The following is a 17,199-nucleotide window of genomic DNA, read 5'->3' on the forward strand; positions in this document are numbered from 1 at the left end:
CACAACTTCCCTATGCGGGATTCGAGCTGGTGATAGATTAGTGATATTCACTTCCTCTCTCCTCGAAAGGGCTTTTAAGGCGCATGCCATTGCATCAATCCTTAGCGGAACTCAGTGAGCTCGCAGCACATTGCCAGTCCCCCGCTACTGCCCGCGGCTTACTCGCGGAAGCGCAGGATCTCCTGCACAATTCCCTGGACCACCGCGCGAACGAGCTAGAACTTGCCACGTGGTTTTCTCGCATTATCACTGACATCGTGCGCTCGCCCGGCGTCGCCAGCCCCGTGCGCCTTTCCGGCCCCGTCGCCCGCGGTGACGCACTTCCTTCCATGACCATCACTTGGCTGGGCGAGGACCCGCAGCTGGAATCTATTTTTAGGGACGTGGGCCTTGTTGGCCGTTCTGCAGAAGAGAGCATGGCCAGCCGTGCCGACGCTGGCCTGCCGCTGGGTGTAGGCAGCGAAGACGCACTGCTGAAGGAAGCACTGGATTTGCGCCCGCCAGCACTCAAGGTGGTCGATGGCCTACCGGATCGCAATACGACTGTCGACGTCCAGAGTGACCTGCTCGCCCCCATCGCCGCCATCGCGCGCTGGGCCGCCCCGGCGCCGCGTCCCACCCCGGATCGCCTCGCTATCGGCGTTGAGCGTGAGCTTCTCGACGCCGCCGAAGCCGAGGCTTTATCCATTGCCTGGGGCACTGGCATAGCGTTGGAGTTGCGCCTGTGGCACGCCGGCGTGAACGGACGCGATGGTGTCCTTGCTACTCTCCCACCGCTCGACCGCACCGCTTATGGCTCCGCCTGCCGCACGGTATCCGCAAACTTTGAGTCCATTGATAAACGTCAGCAAGACTGCTCCACGCAGGACAATTAATTAGTTGCTGCGAATATAAACGAGTACACTTAACTGGCTTAATGAATTAAAATTCATTCACACGAAAGGAGGCGTCCTGCCCATGGCTGGAACTGTTGGTAGGCCGCGCAAGAACAGCCCGCGCCGCCGTGGAACTACCGCCCGTGAAGAGATTCTCGACGCTTCATCAGAGCTTTTCACCACGCAGGGTTTTGCCACCACTTCGACGCACCAGATTGCGGATGCCGTGGGCATTCGCCAGGCGTCTCTGTATTATCATTTCCCCTCCAAGACAGAAATCTTTCTAACCCTCCTTAATTCCACCATCGAGCCTTCCCTCGAGCTTGCTGAGGAGCTGGCGGCCTCCGCTGCCGCCGCCGAGCAACGTCTGTGGTCTCTCGTTGCGGCGGAGTCCCGCCTGTTGCTCACCAGCGGCTGGAACGTCGGCCGCCTGTACCAGTTGCCTGTGGCTAACTCTCCTGAGTTCTCCGAGTACCACGAACAGCGTACTGCTTTGCAGTCTCGTTTCCGCGAAATTGCCGCCTCAATCGTCGGCGAGGATGACCCTCGCATCGAGCTTCCGTTCCACATCGCACTTTCGGTCATTGAGATGCGCCCGAACGATGGCACCCCGCCTTTCGACGCTTCCCAGCGCGTTCCGGAAACTGCCGCCATGCTTGCCGACGCCGCGCTAGCCGTTCTCGGCGCAAAGGTTCCGGACAACGCGGAAGAGACCACTCTTGAGCTGCTCAAGAACCGCCACGACTCCATCTCCTCTGCCGCCGCTGCTGCCGCGGATCGTAAGAAGAAGTCCGGCAATTAATTAGTGTGTGCAGCGTGGTGCTGCCAAGCAAACACCTATCGCTGCCAGTAGTCGTTCCAGGTGACGCTTTCTACGGCCGTGTTGTCTTGGTAGACGCGCAGACCGTCGGCGTTGACCACGATGTACGAAGGATCGGCATCAACCTGGTAGGTGCCTTCGTGACCTTCGGCGGGCAGCTCCAAGGTGCCACCGAACATATCGGAACGGTAGGTAGCACCGCCGGCGTTGCCGCAGACGACAACCTTGCCATCATCGCTGGTGCCAGCGAGGATGAGGTCCTCGCCCGCGGTGCACGATGCATAGCTGCCGGACCAACCGCGGTCGCTCAAAATACCACCGCTGACGGTGGACTTATCGCGCCCGTGGTCGTAATGCTCTTCCGGGTTAGGCGCTGTTTCCGTCACGGTTACTACGGACTGGCTTGGGCTTTCTTTAGTGCTAGGCGCTACGGAAGTCGTCTCTGCCGGAGCGGAAGTTGATTCCACCGGCTTGAATTCCTGCTGCGCAGTCTGCTCGGTTTTGTCGTCGCCACGGCTGAGCAAGAAAAATGCTGCAGCAGCCGCCACGATTGCGACGAGAATTACGATTCCGACGACGATAGGCACCACGCCAGACTTATCTTTTTGCTGCGGATACGGATAAGTCATAATGTGCGCCTTCTTTTCTGTGTCGATACGAGAAATGCTCTATGTGCTAGGTGCGCTAGGTCTTCCTAGACCTTAACGATAGCGCTGAACGGCATAGTGAGCCAAGCAGTTTTTATGAGGCTTATACACCGCTTCGCCGTCTTCTTTAAGGCTTTCAATCAGGCGATCGATCTTCTGGTTGGTCTTCTTCTCGGTCCAGCCAAGTGCCTGCGCCAGCTCTCGAATCGCCGGGATATTAGCATCCGTGGCACCCGGCGCGCGGAGGTAGCTAGCCAGTTGGCGCAGCAGTAGCTCCTGCTCGTCATTCGGGACGTGGCGAGTGCGCGTGCGGTCCCCCTCCTCATCCAGCGGGCGCGGGGTGCGGCGAATCATGTCGTTGTTTTGAACGTCGATGTGAATCTCGTACACGCAATCAGGCGTGGTGAAAGTGATGGCGGTCGGCCCCGGTGGGATGGGTGCCAAGCCGCGCGGCCCTACCTCGATGCGCGAATGGGAGCGCACATTGCGCTGGCTGATATAAAGCGGAATATGGCGGCCCACGTTGGCGAGCATCCAGCCTTGGCCGGAGTACCACAGCTGGAATAGCTGACGGTGCAGGTCCAAGTCCTCTGCGCCTACTACAAAGTCACCAGCACGGCCTACTATGAGCTCGTCGCCCGGGCCCATCCGGTGTACCTGCCCGACCAAGTCATTGATCTGAAGCCATGGTCCAGAGTTTGCCGGCGAGCTGGCGTGAGACTGCATAGATTAGGCGCTTTCGAAGTCGAGGATAGATGGACAGGTTTATTCCGAAAGTCCATACTAATACCCAAAAGCGTGAAAGTTAGCCGGTTACTAGCGCAATTGTGGTGATCGCAATCGTGATGATGATAAGAATCGTCGCCGCAATCATCAACGCGTTGTTGTTATCCTTCTGCGGCCGCGCAGGCTGCGCCGGCCGAGCAGACCGTACCTGCTGCGGCGATTGCTGCATTGGCCTTGCTGAAGGCATGGACGCCCCCGGATTGATTCCTGGGTTGAAGGGCGCATTGATAGGCCCGCCATAAGAAGGCACCGAGCCCATCGCGGGGTTACCCCAATTCTGCGCACCTCCGGCGAGGTTTTGGGCGCTGCCCATACTAAAGCCCATGGCGGGAAGCTGACCGCTTGCCGGATAGTTCGTGGCTTGGTTCTCCGGGATTGCGGATCGCGTATTAAGTTCGGCTCCACCGTTTCCGCATGCCTCCAGTGCATCGATGAACTTGCTGGCTTCTGGAAAACGCTTATAAGGAGTGTTATCCAATGCTCGTTCCATCACTGCGTCAATCTGCTGAGTGGCCATTGCCGCCTGTGGATCAAGCCGTGCCACGATAGCCGGGGTGCCCATCGCCGGGACTATACGTTTGGTGCGCCAGGCAGACTCCGGCATCATCTCTTTGAGGTGATACATGGTCAGCATCTCAAACGCGATGAGTGCTAGCGCATAGTTATCACCTGAAAAGGATGCTTCCTGGCCGCTGTAATCACGCGAATTGCTCTCTGGTGAAGAGTAGTTTTCAGTTCCGATTACGTTGCCTACGGCGGTCAAACGCGACTGTCCCTCCGAGATAGCGATTCCGAAGTCGCTCAGAACGCTATAGCCGCTATCGGTGGGCCGGCGGCGTAGCAAGATATTGGCCGGTTTTACATCCCTGTGAATCCACCCATCCGGGCGCATCGAATGCATCTGGTCCAGTGCTTTGGCCACGGGGCGCAAGTACTTGACGACGTCGCTGATGCTAAAACCCGGCTCGTTACTATGGCGACGTTCACGGATGAGCTCTTCCAACGTGCCGCCTTCGAAAAGCTCCATCTCAAAGCCGAGATTGCCCTCGGTGTCGGCCAGCTTCTTATTTATGTGCGTGACATAGGAGCTATGGATGGCCGCCAGCGCCTTCATTTCATTATGGAAGCGCTTGAGCCCTTCTTCGTTGTGTAGCTCCGGCAACACCGTCTTGATTGCAACGTTGCGCCCTAGATCGACATCGGTGGCCGCGAAGACGGTTCCCATGCCGCCGCCACCGATGCGCCGGACGTTTGCATATCCTTGGCGCTCCAGCCACATAACTACACGGGAATCATTCACGCGTATATTTCACCACACCCGATGTAGATGCATGTTCTAAGAATCGCCCTATCTACCCCGCTTGTGGGGTAGCATAACCGCTCGTAGAAGGCAGCTACTATTTGTAACTACTCGGAAACTTTTAAGTTGCTGCCTGTATTTATTTCCTATCGCCGATTTCTTTGCCGAAGGATGCAATGACCAACCCTAACCAAGGCCCAAATCACTACCCTTCGCTGTCCACGAATATGTACTCGGGCGCGCAGTCGCAATCCCCATTTGGCGAGCAGAATCCCTATACCGACCCAAATGGCCGCTACCAGTCGACGCAGCCGATGGGATTTACAGCGCCCACCGCGCGGCCCTCGCGAAACTGGGTTCCGATCCTGTGCATCTTGGCAGTCATCCTGGCCATGCTGATTGGCGGCGGCGTGGTCTGGGCGGATAAGAAGAGCGACGAGGCTCAGCAGCCACCTGTCGCTCCGGCACCGCCATCGACGGAGGTTACGGAAGAACCCGCCACGACCACGGAAGAAACCGAGTCTGATCCAACGCCTACCCAGGATTCTTCTTCCCCGGCGCAGAATAATTCGCCGCGCTATCAGCAAAGGCAGCAGCCGCGCCAGCAAACCCACACCACTACGCAGCGCACGGATTATCCAGCAGGGCTTAGCGCCAATGGCTGGGACGGAATCTCCGGCGCGCAGTGCAACGGCGGCGAAGCCGTGTACGCGGCCAAGAAGTCCGCGCCACAGGCGCACATCGTCATCTGTGACGAAAGCTCCGGCTTGGTCTACCGCGGCAATTGGTCCAGCGGCCCGGCCGTTGGCACTGCCTCAGGCAGCGGCACTTCGTACACCGCTACCTTCAACGATGTCAGCCAGCTGCTGATTAATGGCGACGAGTTCACAATCATCCCGGATAGCACCTCTTATGACTCGAGCAAGCTAGACACCGGCCAGTTCAGCACCGTCTGGAGCGCCAACTAGCAAGCGGCCTTGGGCCACTGGACCTTCGCACCTGCGAGTTCGGTGGCCAAGGCGCTGAGCATTTGTTGTGCCGAGCCATAGGCACCGCTTGGCGACGTCGCGTAAATAGCCACCGCAACCTTCTTACCGTTGAGCTCTACCGTGCCCATCTGCCGTGCTTCATAGGCGCCGTTTGTATCTGGGCCCCAACCGCCCTTAAAAGATGAATTATCGAGGCTGCCTAAGCCATAGCTTTGGGCAGGATCAGAGGCAGCCATAGCAGTGAGCACTCCGCTGCCCTGTGCGATACAACCCAACTGCCCTATAAAACGCGCTTGATCAGCGACTGTCCATTGGGTCTGCCCGAAGGCAGAAAAGCCCGGACGGGTAACCGTGGGCTGCACTTGCACGTCTAAGCCTGCTTCCGCTAGAACTGCGCTGGCGGCGCTAGCTGCAGACTGCCCGCCGCCTAGGGATTGCCAGAGATTTTCTGCGGCCGCATTATCTGAAAAAGTAATGGCCTGCGAGACCATCGCCGGATCTGCAGAACCAGCGCGTTCCGCGGCAATTGCCACCGGCACCTTCGCGGTAGACCATGCGGCTCGCGGCTCAGAAATACCGGCACTATATACCTCATCCTGACCTGCAACGGCGATTCCGGCTTTCCCGCCGTACTTGCTCTGAACGTCTTCGACGATCTTCTGCAGTGCTTCCTGGACGTTCCCCCTCGCTGCAGCAGGAGCCGGGTCCTTGTCAGACTTTCCACCATCGCCTTTAGCATCCGCATCGGGCACCATCGTCTGCCCGCTCAAAGTGGGGCGCGGGTCCACATCCGTGCTGGTGGTCATGCTAACTTCCGCTCTTTCCTCCACATCACCGATCGTGCAGGCACTTGCGGCCAAAGCCACGCATAGTAGGCCCAGACCGCACAGGTTCTTTTTCTTCATCTAGTTGGGTCCTCTCTCGCTGCCGGAGCCGATTAAACGATGTAAACAATGGCGTTGTTGCCGCCAGTGCAGGTGACATATTCGCCGTTGTCACGGCAATCCATCGTGTAGTTGATGCCAGTAACCGGGCTATATGCGGTGATGACCGCGTTATATTCCTTGGTATCTAGGAAATGCTCTACATATGCATCGCGGACGGCGCGGGCGAACTCAGGAGAGGTCATCGTGGAATCACGGTAGACGTTGTTCAGGTCTCCGCCCGCAGCACCAGACATAGCTGCGTCGTTTGCGGCCACCGCACCGGCCGGAAGCGAGGGATACGCTGGGCGTTCCGGAGCCTTGGTCGTTTCTTCGGTTGTTGGCGCCTCGGTGGTTGCTTCTGCAGAGGTTGTCAGCATCGGGCTGGCGTTCTTCTCATCGCTGCCGCCCTTAAGAAGGAAAAATGCCAAAGCAGCGCAGAGCGCGATGACGGCAAGCACAATAAGAGCAATGATTGCCCACTTCGTACCGCTCGAGCGCTCTTCTTGGTACACCGGCGCCGCCTGGCTGTAATCCGCAGGACCATACTGCTGACTGTATCCGCCTTGCGCATAGTACGGCGCGGAGTCACCAGCAAATGGTGACCCCATGTTGGACAGCTCGTATTGCCCATAGTCCTGCGGCGGGTACCCCTGCTGTGAGTAGCCTTGCGGGAATTGCTGTTGTGGTTGATCCGCCGCGTTCTGCCCGCCTGACTGTTTTGCCCAAGGGTTGGTATTGGGTGCTTCGTTTGCGCCTTGGTAAGGGCCAAAGCCGTTGTTTTCGCCAGACAAAACGTCTCCTATATGCAGGGATATGGTAGTTACTTAGATTTCTGATTATGGCACACGTATGCCCTTCGACCAGCTAATTTTTGTGCAGAACTCACCCGAAGTAGGCGGATCTGGGGACATTTCCTTGGTAGTGGGCGAAGTAGCCAAAACTTCGGTTACATTGTCACTATTGCTATCACTGCTTATGTGATTCGCCACTGTCTTTGTTGAGGAAAGGCCGTTTTAGAAATCCCTATGACGAACTATCCAGGTTTTGGCTCGCAGCCTAATAACTCGCGTCCTAATTCATCGCCCCAGTTTGGCTCCCCGCAGTTTTCTGCGTCACAATCATCGCCACAATTTGGTTCCGGATCTTTTGCCCCCGGTACGAACCCCGCGCACCCAGCATCGGCTACGCAACCTAATAACTTCGGCGCGCAAATGCCAGCGCGCAACGGCAAAGGATTGATTAGCGGCGCAATCATCGGTCTGATTGCCGCCTTCCTCTTCCTCGCTATTGTCTTAGGCGCCGCGGCATATTTCCTGCTGCCAAAAGACATTCCAAACGCCCCAGCAGACACGGTGTCAACGCCAACCTCGACGCCAGCCTCAACTGCGCCAACGACCATGAGCGACGTTCCATCCGAAAACGTCTAAAGGGGCCCAGCAACCATAAGTTGCCAGGCCCCTCAGCCAACTAGCGCTGCGCCTAATTAGCGGCGCAACGTAATAATTCGCGATAGCGAATTAGTGGAAGAAGTGGCGAGTGCCGGTGAAGTACATGGTCACGCCGGCCTGCTTGGCGGCCTCGATGACCTCTTCGTCACGAATGGAGCCGCCCGGCTGGACGACGGCCTTGACGCCAGCGTCGAGCAGAACCTCCAGGCCATCAGCGAATGGGAAGAAGGCATCCGAAGCAGCGAAAGCACCCGCGGTGCGGTTCGCGCCGTCGGCAAGCGTGTTAGCGCGCTCGACCGCCAGCTTCGCGGAGTCAACGCGGTTAACCTGGCCCATGCCCACGCCCACAGCGGCATTGTCCTTGGTCAGCAGGATGGCGTTGGACTTAACTGAGCGCACTGCGCGCCATGCGAACTCGAGCTCAGCTAGGTCAGCATCGGACAGCGACTCGCCCGACACCAGCTGCCAGTTCTCCGGCTTATCGCCCTCGGCCTGGTAAGTATCCGGCTCCTGGCGCAGGACGCCACCGGAGATGTGCTTGATTTCCTCTGCCGGAGCCTCGTGCTCGGCAACGAGGATGCGGAGGTTCTTCTTCTCCTTGAGGATATCCACCGCGCCATCCTCGTAAGACGGAGCGACGATGACCTCGGTGAAGATGTCCTTGACCTGCTTGGCCATCTCGACGCTGACCTCGCGGTTGACGGCGATGACGCCGCCGAATGCGGAGAGCGGGTCGCACGCATGCGCGGCGCGGTGTGCCGCAGCGATGGACTCATCAGACACGGCGATACCGCACGGGTTGGCGTGCTTGATGATGGCAACGCACGGACGCTCGTGATCCCATGCAGCACGCCACGCGGCGTCAGCGTCCTGGTAGTTGTTGTAGGACATCTCCTTGCCGTTCAGCTGCTGCGCGTTAGCCAGGCCCTTGCCGGAGCCATCGCGGGTAACGGTGGCCTTTTGGTGTGAGTTCTCGCCGTAGCGCAGCGTCGTGGTGGCGCCGCCCTCGGTGAGCTGGTCCACGAACCATGCGGAGACAGCCGCGTCGTAGTCAGCAGTGTGCAGGAATGCATCGCGTGCCAGGCCGCGACGCTCCTCCAAGGTGAAGCCGCCCTTCTTTGCAGCCTCTGCGACGTCGCCGTAACGCGCCGGATCAACGACGATGGCAACGGATGGGTGGTTCTTAGCCGCAGCGCGGACCATGGATGGACCTCCGATATCGATCTGCTCAACACAGCCATCGAAGTCAGCGCCGGAAGCAACGGTCTCACGGAATGGGTACAGGTTCACCACGACCAGCTGGAATGCCTCCACACCGAGCTCTTCTAGCTGAGAGAGGTGATCCGACTTGCGGGTATCCGCCAAGATGCCAGCGTGAACCTTCGGGTGCAGGGTCTTCACGCGGCCTTCGAGGCACTCCGGGAAGCCAGTGAGCTTTTCCACTGGGGTGACGTTGATGCCAAGGTCTGCAATCTTGGCGGCGGTGGAACCGGTGGACACAATCTCAACGCCGGCAGCGTCGAGGGAGCGGGCGAGATCCTCGAGCCCAGTCTTGTCATAGACGCTAATCAGCGCGCGCTTGATCTGCTTACGGTCATCGCTCATGGTGCGGAGAAAGCCTTCCTAAAAGTCTTAGAGCTGAATCGAAATGGTTGCGTTGGCATCCTGCGCTACCTGAACGGCGCGCAAGACTTTAACGATGAGTTGGCGCTCGACCACCTTGATGCGCTCGTGCAGCGAAGCCTCATCATCATCCTGCCGAACCAAGACTGGCTCCTGGGCAATGATGCGACCGGTATCTACACCGGCATCCACAAAGTGGACGGTTGAACCTGTGACCTTCACTCCGTACTCGAGAGCGTCACGTACACCGTGTGCGCCCTTGAAGGACGGAAGCAAAGCCGGGTGAGTATTGATGGTGCGGCCTTCGAAGCAGGCGAGGAAATCTGCGCCCAGAATCTTCATGAAACCAGCTGAAACAACAACGTCTGGTTGCGCAGCTTCTACTGCGGCAACCAGACGTTTATTCCATTCGGCGCGGTCTGCGCCCATCGTTACTACTTCTGCTTCAATACCAGCGGCTTTCGCGCGCTCTACCCCCTGACAAGGAACGTCAGCAACGACCTTGACCACACGATAGTTCTCATCCTGCGCATCGATGATGGCTTGCAGGAGTGAGCCGGTTCCGGAGACCAGAACGACGATTTCAATCGGACGGGAGGTGCGGACGGTTTCGCCTTGTGGCTGATGCTGTGAAGTCACGGGACATAAGCCTAGTCCTTGTGAGGCTCCTGCGGGAATTCTTCGACAATTTCGCCGTCGATGACTTCCGCTTCTACCCCAGAATCGGCGGGCTTTGCCGTTTCTTCCGCTGCTTCTTCGGCTGCTTCTTCGGCCGATTCGTTTGCCTTTTCTACAGCTGTTTCATCAGCCTCATCATCTTCTGGAGCGTCTGCAACCGACTCCTCTTCAGGGGCACCCATTGGTTCTTCCGGCACAGACTCCTCTTCGGCCGATTCCTCACCCGTGGCATTTTCACTTGCAGCATCCGGTTTAACCGATTCCGCCACGGCGTCGTTGGAAGAGTTTGGCGCAGTTTCTTCCACTTCAGCGTCTTCCACTTCGGCTTCTTCTGCTTCGGCGTCTGCAAATGCAGCGTCCGCCGCAGCTTCCTCAGCCTTGTCGGATTCCGCGGCGGCTGCTGCCGAGGCGTTGCGGGATGCATGCCAGGCGCCGATTGCAAAGGCACAGGCAAAGCCCAATGCGATTGCCGCAAACCATAACGCCACGAGACCCGTTGCGGTCCACACGTTTAGGCCCGTTGTGCCATAGATGCCAAGCACGCCGGAAACGAAGTAGCTCAAAAGCAGGGTAAAGAAAGCAACAAAGGCACTCGCAGCGACCGCAAAGAAAAAGTTCACGTGGCGGCGTGCGCGCCAGACCACATAGATGGCCGAGGCGATCGGAACAACGAGAAGGCCCACCGCCCAAGGCGCAATGGAAGAAGGAACTACGCCCACGATTGGCAGCGGCGGCAAGGAAACCATGTGGATGCTAAACAGGCTGATGCTGCTTTCCGGGCCGAACTGGAATTCAGAACCAGACAGAATGCCGCCTGTGCCGATAACTGCGTTTGGGATATACAGAGCGCTAATCAGGTAGAGCAGGAATCCACCCAAGCCATCGATGCTCGGGTACGCATTCATCATCTCGCTCTGACGGGACCAGCCCACAATGGCGACGATGAGGCACACTACTGCCGAGGCAGCAAAAAGCACACCGAGGTAACGCAGCGCTACTTGCGCGGCGTCGACAAGCATGCGCGGCATACCGAAACGTTTGGCCAATGCCTTCCACAAGCGCGAACCCATGCCACCGGCCAGCGCCGACAGATGTAGCAGAAGCATGCGCGGCAAGACCACGAAGAAATTAGGCGGCGAGACGTCAAATACCTTGCCGGCGTCCCACAACATCAGCCACGCGATGATCGTGAGAAGCAACGGCACACCGACAACACAGCCTAAGAGGACCAAAAGATCTTTGATGCTGACCTTATGCTTGATCGCCTGACGGATCCGGCGCCCGACAATTAAGGATAAGATTCCTGCGGGCAGCAGCGGTAAAACGGAAAGCTCAATTCCGCCTGCCGAAATCGGCGCGAGGTTAAACACCATCCACGCTTCGGCAACGATCGTGGGCAGCCATGCCAAAGGCGAGCTTGTTAAAAGCAGCGCCGCCAATGCCACTGCAAGCACTACCAACACCACGACGGCGTTAGGGATTGCCACCGTCCACAGCATTCGGCGGATGCGCCCGGCCAAAGTGGTAGGCGCGGTAGCTCGACGGGCGCGCGCCTGGGAGCCAACCTTGTTGGCCACGCGTGCAGCTGGTTTGGATGAGCCGGCGCCACCGCGCCCGCGCACTTGCGCGCGCGAACGGGAAGCCGACCGCGTTTGAGGGCTGGTGTTTTTGTTCATCGCGTCCACTTTGCCATGGCCCATCGTCCATTTTGGGTTGGCGCGACGATAACAAGCTGAATTGGCGGCACTTCGCACTAACCTTAAGGTGCTAGCTCAGGCGCACAACAGCGCAATATATACTGTATGGAACGGAAAGCAACCATTAACGCTACCGTGATGACCGTGCACTCTGAGCAAACATACACCGTCTATACTGGCCAATTACGATTATCGCTAGCTCTACCTAAAGTGTGACACAAACCCTTTCAGGCCCCTGTCCAGCTAATTTCACCGAAAAGGTCGAAAAATTTCCATAACGGCTTGCTGTTATTATTTCGAGACGCTACTGTTACATCTCGTTGGTAACAGGAAGGTCACAATCCAGTAACCAACCGCCCAAAGACGTAACGCTTAATTTTTTGGTTTCTAGTGCAGGTGCGGTTGGCGGATTGTGAAGACAATGGAAGAAGAAATCATGCGAAGCAAGACTCAGCGGAACGCCGGCCGTCACCGCCAGATCGCCACCTCGCAGACTGCGAAAGGTCGTCTAGCACTGGTGACCGTCGCTGCAGGAGCTGTGTCCACCGCAGGTGTCGGTGGCGCAGCAGCTGCCAACCTTCAGGCAGACAATGCCGGCATGAAGGCGCAGACCGTCGACTACAACCTTGCTACCGAGTCTGACGCCCTGCAGGACGTTCAGAATGGCGCCCAGGCTGCCGCCAAGGAAGCTGCCGCCGCTGCCCCACAGATCCTGAACGTTGCCGAGGCAAAGCCGGTAGCAGATCTTTCTGCTCAGCTGGATAAGGCAGTTCAGGCATCTGAGGCACGTGCTGCTGCCGATGAAGCATCCCGCGCACCATCCGTCGTCCGCCCAGCCGAGGGCACTTTCACCTCCGGATTCGGACCACGATGGGGTTCCTTCCACTCTGGCATCGACATCGCTAACGCTGTCGGTACCCCAATCCTCGCCGCTATGGACGGCACCGTCATCGATTCCGGCCCAGCTTCCGGTTTCGGCCAGTGGATCCGCATCAAGCACGATGACGGCTCCATGACCGTCTACGGCCACATGCAGACCCTGGACGTTGCAGTTGGCGAGCGCGTGCATGCCGGCCAGAAGATTGCCGGCATGGGTTCAATGGGCTTTTCCACCGGTTCCCACCTGCACTTCGAGATTCACCCAGCAGGCCAGGGCGCAGTTGACCCAATCTCTTGGTTCGCAGCCCGCGGAATCAACATCTCCTAAAGCACTAGCCTTTAAAATTCCTTCTTCCCACCCTCCTTCTCACCTGGTTTAAGCGGTAACAGGACTTCGCTTCCTGTTGCCGCTTTCGTGGTTTTGGCCACCCACCCTTGCCGCCGCATTACTTACCCAGTAAGCTACGCTATAGGTTACCCGGTAATCAATGATTACTATCGGCTTGACCGGCAACTTTCCAAAATCTATATCCATCCCCCTGGCAGGAAATATGTCCATTAAACATTCTCTCTTGTCGCTCCTTAGCGCTGAGCCAGCTACCGCCAGCATGCTGCAAAGCCACTTCGCGGAAGCGCTGGATGGACTATGGCCACTCAACATCGGCCAAGTTGCACAAACGCTAAAACGACTCGAAAGAGACAACTTCATCGAGGAGCACGGCACAGCCGTAGGCCCCACGGGCAGGCATGCCACGACCTATCACATCACTACACAAGGCCGTGCGGAGCTTGCGGACTGGTGGACGCGGGGCGTCGCCAAGCATGCGCTCGAAAGAGATGAACTCGTCCTCAAGGTAGCGCTCGCTGCCCAACGCAGCGACGTCGATGCCATTGAAATTCTGGATGCCCAGCGCTTTGCCACCCTGAAGCAGCTTCGGCTTCTAAACCAGCAGGCCACCGAATTACCTGAAACCCGCAGCGCCACGCGGCTGGCCCTCGAACGCGAAATCTTTGACCTTGAAGCACTGCTGCGGTGGCTCGACCGGGCTGAGGCTCTAAATCCCCACACCTCCGCTTCTACTTCCAATCAACCAAAGGAATAGACCATGCATAACAGCGAAGAAACCACCCACCCATTACCACTTGAGCTTCATAATGTCTCCCGCGAGTTCGGCTCTGGCGCGCGCCAAGTTATCGCACTTAAGGAGGCAAACCTGCAGCTTCATCCCGGCAAGCTCATCGCCATCATGGGCCCTTCTGGTTCCGGCAAGTCCACGTTGCTCAACGTCGCTGGGCTCCTGCTGCCACCGACCTCTGGACGCGTGCTTGTCAACGGCGAGGATGCTGCGGGGCTGTCCAAATCTGCTGCCGCTCAGTTGCGCCGCCGGAACCTAGGTTTCGTCTTCCAGGACTTCAGCTTGGTGCCCACCCTCAGCATCGGTGAGAACGTCACCCTACCCCTTGAATTAGATGGCGTTAGCCCTAAGAAGTGCCGCGAGGCCGCTGAAATTGCGCTTGCGGAAGTAGGCCTGGAAAATGTCGCTGACCGCTTCCCTGAGGAAATCTCAGGCGGTCAGGCGCAAAGGGCCGCAATCGCCCGTGCACTCATTGGCCCGCGCCAGGTATTGCTCGCGGATGAGCCGACCGGCGCGCTCGATACCGCCACCAGCGAAGAAGTCATGAAGGTGCTGCGCTCTCGCATCGACGCTGGCGCCGCCGGGCTTCTCGTTACCCATGAGCCACGTTTCGCCGCATGGGCCGACTCCGTTGTAATGATGCGCGATGGCGTCCTCAGCGGAAAGGAGCATTAGTCAATGTCTGCTCTTTTAGCCGCCGCCCGCCCCACCTATCGCGACATGTTGGCCCATCGCTGGCGCAGCCTAGCCGGGGTGGCATTGGTTGCACTTCCCGTCGCCGTTTTGGTGTGCCTGGGCATACTGGGCGTCAATGGCGATAGGTTCCACAACGTATTTTCAAGCAATCCGCGCACGATTGGCGTGGCGGCTTCAGAAGATACAAAAGCGGTGCACCTGGAACCTGCAGCGGGTTTTGCTTCCCGCGCAGAAGAAATCTTGCCTGGTGACCTGCGCCCCTCCCCGATTTTTGGGCCCGTCACCGTGGGAGTTCAGCACGATTCAAAGCACTCCAATATCCAGATCACCCAATTCGACAGTGCTTTACCGCCCACTAAAGCTCAACCCCTCATCGATTCCGCGCACCCCGACGAGGGAACGCTCATCTTGTCCTATGCAGATGCGCGTTCATTAGGAGTACACAAAGGTGATGTTGTCAGCATAAGTTCCCCTACCCCTGGCGGCTTATCGGAGGCAAAGGTCGCGGGCATCATCCCCGGCGGTAGGAGCTATGCCACGGCACCAGTCCTTACGAACACGGAGTTCTTGGCCCAGCACCCGGAGCAAGCTACGTGGGCCATCGTGGGCGATACCGTGCTCAACCAAAATGACATCGCACGGGTGCAGTCGGCAGGCTTTAGCATTTACGACAAATCTTTATCTGAAGCAACGATAATCGATAGCGGCGTCCACCTAAATTTTGAAGCCTTCTTAAGCTTCATCGCCATCGCCAGTTCTTTTGCTTTTGCGGTTACGCTGCTCCTTGCACTTATCGCGCCAGTGTTTAGCTTCGCTTTGCGCCGGAATACACGCATGTACGCACTCATGGCAGCACAGGGCGCACAACCAAAGCACATCGCTACAGCCGTATTAGCCTATGGCTTCTTCACAGGCCTGCTCGGCGCCACGAGCGGCGCAGTGCTCGGACTCGCAGGCAGCTATGCCATCGGGGCACTGCGTTTTCCTGGAGTAAAGCTCGATGTTCCACTGCTTTATCCACTTGCACTCTGGGCTATCGCAATTGTTGCTTCCACGGCCGCCGCTCTGGTGCCCGCGTGGCTCGCCGCCCGCCAGGCGCTTGCACCCTCCCTCCACGGCGGCATGCCGGATCGCATCCTCAACTGGCGCAAGGAAATGGCATACGGCCCTGTCGCATTGCCCGTTATCCTCATCGCGCTGCTTACCCCATTCGGTAAGTCAATCTATTCACTGCTCATCCTGCTGGCTTTCCTCGCCACAGCCGCAAGCGTTCCCGCGCTGGTATATGCCACCGCACGCGTATGCAGTCACCACGGCCTCGCTTTGCGGATTGCCAGCCGCGATCTCATGCGACGTGGATTCCATACGGTCCCAACCGCTATCGCGCTCATCGCCGTAACCTTAGCTGCGGCCGCGGGTTCCGTAGGCGTTCGCAGTGACGAAGCATGGTGGGACAAGGTGGACACGGTAGTAAATCCCTCCACCTCAGCAATAGTCAGAAACACGGATCATCAAAAGAACTTGGGCGCACCGGCCAACAAGGTGGAACAGCGAGCCATCGATAGTGCGCTTGCACTGCAGCCTGGCAAGCCCCTTGAGACTTTTGGATATACCGATTGGAATTCCACCTCTATTCCTGGTTCTTCCATTCCAAATATTGCTCTCGAGATGGAATATGACTACACCTGCGAGCAGACTTCCTACAACGACTCTGTCGAGCAGGCTACCTTCATTGACAAAGATGGCCGCAGGACCGATGAGTCTGGAGAAGCACGGCAGAATTGTCTGCATGACATGATGACGTGGTTCCCGTCTAGCGCCTTCACTCGCTATGGCCGCACGCTAGAAGCAACGCCCGAAACGCTCGACCTCTGGAACTTCGACAGCGATGCTGACCGCCAAGCGGCGGCAGATACACTCCGTAAGGGCGGAGTTGTCTTAACCCATAACAGCCACCTCGATGGACGCGACCATGCCGAGTTCACCGCTGTTCGGACCCCACAGGGCCAAACCGAACCGCGCGAAGAGGTTAGCGCTACGCTGCCTGCGGTCGAGGCGCTTCCCGCGTTGGGCCGCGATCTCAGGTTGGTTAGCCCTGCGGCGGCAAAGAAGCTAAAGATCTCCTCCTCCCGAATCGGCACGGCGATTGTCTTCGATAAGACTTTGGAGCGCAGCCAACAGAAGGAAATTGAAGAAGCCGTAGAAAACGCTACCGGCGGCGAATACGAGATTTCCTTCACAAAGACCACGAGCAAGGCAAAGGAATACGCCCCTGCCATTGCCCTATGGGGCATCGGCTTCATCTTGTTAGTGCTCATCATCGCCAACTCCGCGGCAGCGCTACGCCGCAGCGGAAAGCTCTTTGAGTCTTTGGGTGCAGAACCTTCCCTCATGCCGAAGGTCGCCGCTTGGCGCACGTGGTTGGTTGGCACGATCGGCATGACGCTCGGTTTCATCGTTGGCGAGATTATTGGAATCATCATGATTCGTGTGCCGCGGCCAGGCAGGCCCGAAGCAAACGAGCTGTTCTATCAGGGAGATCTCTACAGCATGGACTGGTGGCAACTTGCGGGCGTGTTCATAGTGCCTTTGCTTGGCGCGGGCGGTTCCTGGTTGGTGCACCGGCGCTTAAGTGCAGTCGAGGCTGAACAAAACGATTAGCCCAAGAGCCACAACAGCAAATTGACCCGAACGCAAGG

16 protein-coding genes are annotated in these 17,199 nt (G+C 58.0%); 8 read left to right on the forward strand and 8 right to left on the reverse strand.

All coding sequences use genetic code 11. From position 1 onward, the window contains the following. Positions 1–83: 83 nt before the first annotated feature. Both WM42_RS02610 and WM42_RS02615 read left to right on the forward strand, forming a co-directional pair. Complete coding sequence (locus tag WM42_RS02610) at positions 84–875, forward strand: hypothetical protein (RefSeq protein WP_062035584.1); 792 nt, start codon at positions 84–86, stop codon at positions 873–875. A gap of 82 nt (positions 876–957) precedes the next feature. After that, a complete protein-coding gene (locus WM42_RS02615; RefSeq protein WP_062035585.1) occupies positions 958–1,677 on the forward strand; it encodes a TetR/AcrR family transcriptional regulator in 720 nt (239 codons plus the stop codon). Between the two features lie 35 nt (positions 1,678–1,712). Here the strand turns inward: WM42_RS02615 and WM42_RS02620 are convergent, their stop codons facing one another. The 3 genes from WM42_RS02620 to WM42_RS02630 all read right to left on the reverse strand — a co-directional run bounded on the left by WM42_RS02620 (position 1,713) and on the right by WM42_RS02630 (position 4,428). Then, complete coding sequence (locus WM42_RS02620; protein ID WP_062035586.1) at positions 1,713–2,324, reverse strand: hypothetical protein; 612 nt, start codon at positions 2,322–2,324, stop codon at positions 1,713–1,715. A gap of 72 nt (positions 2,325–2,396) precedes the next feature. Further along, entirely contained in the window at positions 2,397–3,068 is a 672-nt protein-coding gene (locus tag WM42_RS02625; RefSeq protein WP_062035587.1) for a hypothetical protein, read from the reverse strand. Between the two features lie 79 nt (positions 3,069–3,147). Further along, the gene (locus tag WM42_RS02630) at positions 3,148–4,428 is read right to left on the reverse strand and encodes a serine/threonine-protein kinase (protein ID WP_062035588.1); all 1,281 of its coding nucleotides are present in this window, start codon (positions 4,426–4,428) and stop codon (positions 3,148–3,150) included. A gap of 176 nt (positions 4,429–4,604) precedes the next feature. Between WM42_RS02630 and WM42_RS02635 the strand changes: the two genes are divergently transcribed. Next, entirely contained in the window at positions 4,605–5,396 is a 792-nt protein-coding gene (locus WM42_RS02635) for a hypothetical protein (RefSeq protein WP_062035589.1), read from the forward strand. On the opposite strand, the gene WM42_RS02640 is transcribed toward WM42_RS02635, so the two are convergent. Together WM42_RS02640 and WM42_RS13560 are read right to left on the reverse strand one after the other, a co-directional pair. Then, positions 5,393–6,223, reverse strand: a complete 831-nt coding sequence (locus WM42_RS02640) for a serine hydrolase (protein ID WP_235591299.1) — start codon at positions 6,221–6,223, stop codon at positions 5,393–5,395. The two genes, WM42_RS02635 and WM42_RS02640, sit on opposite strands and share 4 nt — an antisense overlap. A gap of 131 nt (positions 6,224–6,354) precedes the next feature. Next, entirely contained in the window at positions 6,355–7,134 is a 780-nt protein-coding gene (locus WM42_RS13560; protein WP_062035591.1) for a hypothetical protein, read from the reverse strand. Positions 7,135–7,368: 234 nt separating this feature from the next. Here WM42_RS13560 and WM42_RS13565 point away from each other — a divergent pair, with 234 nt between their 5' ends. Then, complete coding sequence (locus WM42_RS13565) at positions 7,369–7,770, forward strand: hypothetical protein (RefSeq protein WP_235591300.1); 402 nt, start codon at positions 7,369–7,371, stop codon at positions 7,768–7,770. A 90-nt stretch (positions 7,771–7,860) separates the two neighbouring features. Here WM42_RS13565 and purH read toward each other — a convergent pair whose 3' ends face one another. The 3 genes from purH to WM42_RS02665 are packed head-to-tail and all read right to left on the reverse strand — an operon-like array spanning position 7,861 to position 11,768. After that, positions 7,861–9,396 (reverse strand): bifunctional phosphoribosylaminoimidazolecarboxamide formyltransferase/IMP cyclohydrolase, encoded by a 1,536-nt coding sequence (purH, locus tag WM42_RS02655; RefSeq protein ID WP_062035593.1) that lies wholly within the window; start codon positions 9,394–9,396, stop codon positions 7,861–7,863. 27 nt (positions 9,397–9,423) lie between these two features. Further along, the gene (gene purN, locus WM42_RS02660) at positions 9,424–10,053 is read right to left on the reverse strand and encodes a phosphoribosylglycinamide formyltransferase (protein ID WP_062035594.1); all 630 of its coding nucleotides are present in this window, start codon (positions 10,051–10,053) and stop codon (positions 9,424–9,426) included. Between the two features lie 11 nt (positions 10,054–10,064). Then, entirely contained in the window at positions 10,065–11,768 is a 1,704-nt protein-coding gene (locus WM42_RS02665; RefSeq protein ID WP_201057406.1) for a cell division protein PerM, read from the reverse strand. 457 nt (positions 11,769–12,225) lie between these two features. Here WM42_RS02665 and WM42_RS02670 point away from each other — a divergent pair, with 457 nt between their 5' ends. From WM42_RS02670 to WM42_RS02685, 4 genes are all read left to right on the forward strand, one after another. Beyond that, on the forward strand, positions 12,226–12,996 hold the full coding sequence (locus WM42_RS02670) for a M23 family metallopeptidase (protein WP_061921490.1): 771 nt from the start codon (positions 12,226–12,228) through the stop codon (positions 12,994–12,996). A 244-nt stretch (positions 12,997–13,240) separates the two neighbouring features. After that, the gene (locus tag WM42_RS02675; RefSeq protein ID WP_339019205.1) at positions 13,241–13,771 is read left to right on the forward strand and encodes a PadR family transcriptional regulator; all 531 of its coding nucleotides are present in this window, start codon (positions 13,241–13,243) and stop codon (positions 13,769–13,771) included. Between the two features lie 3 nt (positions 13,772–13,774). Further along, on the forward strand, positions 13,775–14,479 hold the full coding sequence (locus WM42_RS02680; protein WP_061921232.1) for an ABC transporter ATP-binding protein: 705 nt from the start codon (positions 13,775–13,777) through the stop codon (positions 14,477–14,479). Positions 14,480–14,482: 3 nt separating this feature from the next. Next, positions 14,483–17,161 carry an ABC transporter permease gene (locus WM42_RS02685; protein ID WP_061921229.1) on the forward strand — a complete coding sequence of 893 codons (2,679 nt, stop codon included), beginning with the start codon at positions 14,483–14,485 and terminating at the stop codon, positions 17,159–17,161. Positions 17,162–17,199 lie beyond the last annotated feature (38 nt).

The organism is Corynebacterium simulans, from assembly GCF_001586215.1.
Classification (GTDB): Bacteria; Actinomycetota; Actinomycetes; order Mycobacteriales; family Mycobacteriaceae; genus Corynebacterium; species Corynebacterium simulans.

Bases quoted from the DNA above. Each gene is read 5' to 3' on its own strand.
- WM42_RS02610 (WP_062035584.1), top strand. From the start codon at position 84: ATGCCATTGCATCAATCCTTAGCGGAACTCAGTGAGCTCGCAGCACAT.
- WM42_RS02615 (WP_062035585.1), top strand. From the start codon at position 958: ATGGCTGGAACTGTTGGTAGGCCGCGCAAGAACAGCCCGCGCCGCCGT.
- WM42_RS02620 (WP_062035586.1), bottom strand. From the start codon at position 2,324: ATGACTTATCCGTATCCGCAGCAAAAAGATAAGTCTGGCGTGGTGCCT.
- WM42_RS02625 (WP_062035587.1), bottom strand. From the start codon at position 3,068: ATGCAGTCTCACGCCAGCTCGCCGGCAAACTCTGGACCATGGCTTCAG.
- WM42_RS02635 (WP_062035589.1), top strand. From the start codon at position 4,605: ATGACCAACCCTAACCAAGGCCCAAATCACTACCCTTCGCTGTCCACG.
- WM42_RS02640 (WP_235591299.1), bottom strand. From the start codon at position 6,223: ATGACCACCAGCACGGATGTGGACCCGCGCCCCACTTTGAGCGGGCAG.
- WM42_RS13565 (WP_235591300.1), top strand. From the start codon at position 7,369: ATGACGAACTATCCAGGTTTTGGCTCGCAGCCTAATAACTCGCGTCCT.
- purH (WP_062035593.1), bottom strand. From the start codon at position 9,396: ATGAGCGATGACCGTAAGCAGATCAAGCGCGCGCTGATTAGCGTCTAT.
- WM42_RS02665 (WP_201057406.1), bottom strand. From the start codon at position 11,768: ATGAACAAAAACACCAGCCCTCAAACGCGGTCGGCTTCCCGTTCGCGC.
- WM42_RS02670 (WP_061921490.1), top strand. From the start codon at position 12,226: ATGCGAAGCAAGACTCAGCGGAACGCCGGCCGTCACCGCCAGATCGCC.
- WM42_RS02680 (WP_061921232.1), top strand. From the start codon at position 13,775: ATGCATAACAGCGAAGAAACCACCCACCCATTACCACTTGAGCTTCAT.
- WM42_RS02685 (WP_061921229.1), top strand. From the start codon at position 14,483: ATGTCTGCTCTTTTAGCCGCCGCCCGCCCCACCTATCGCGACATGTTG.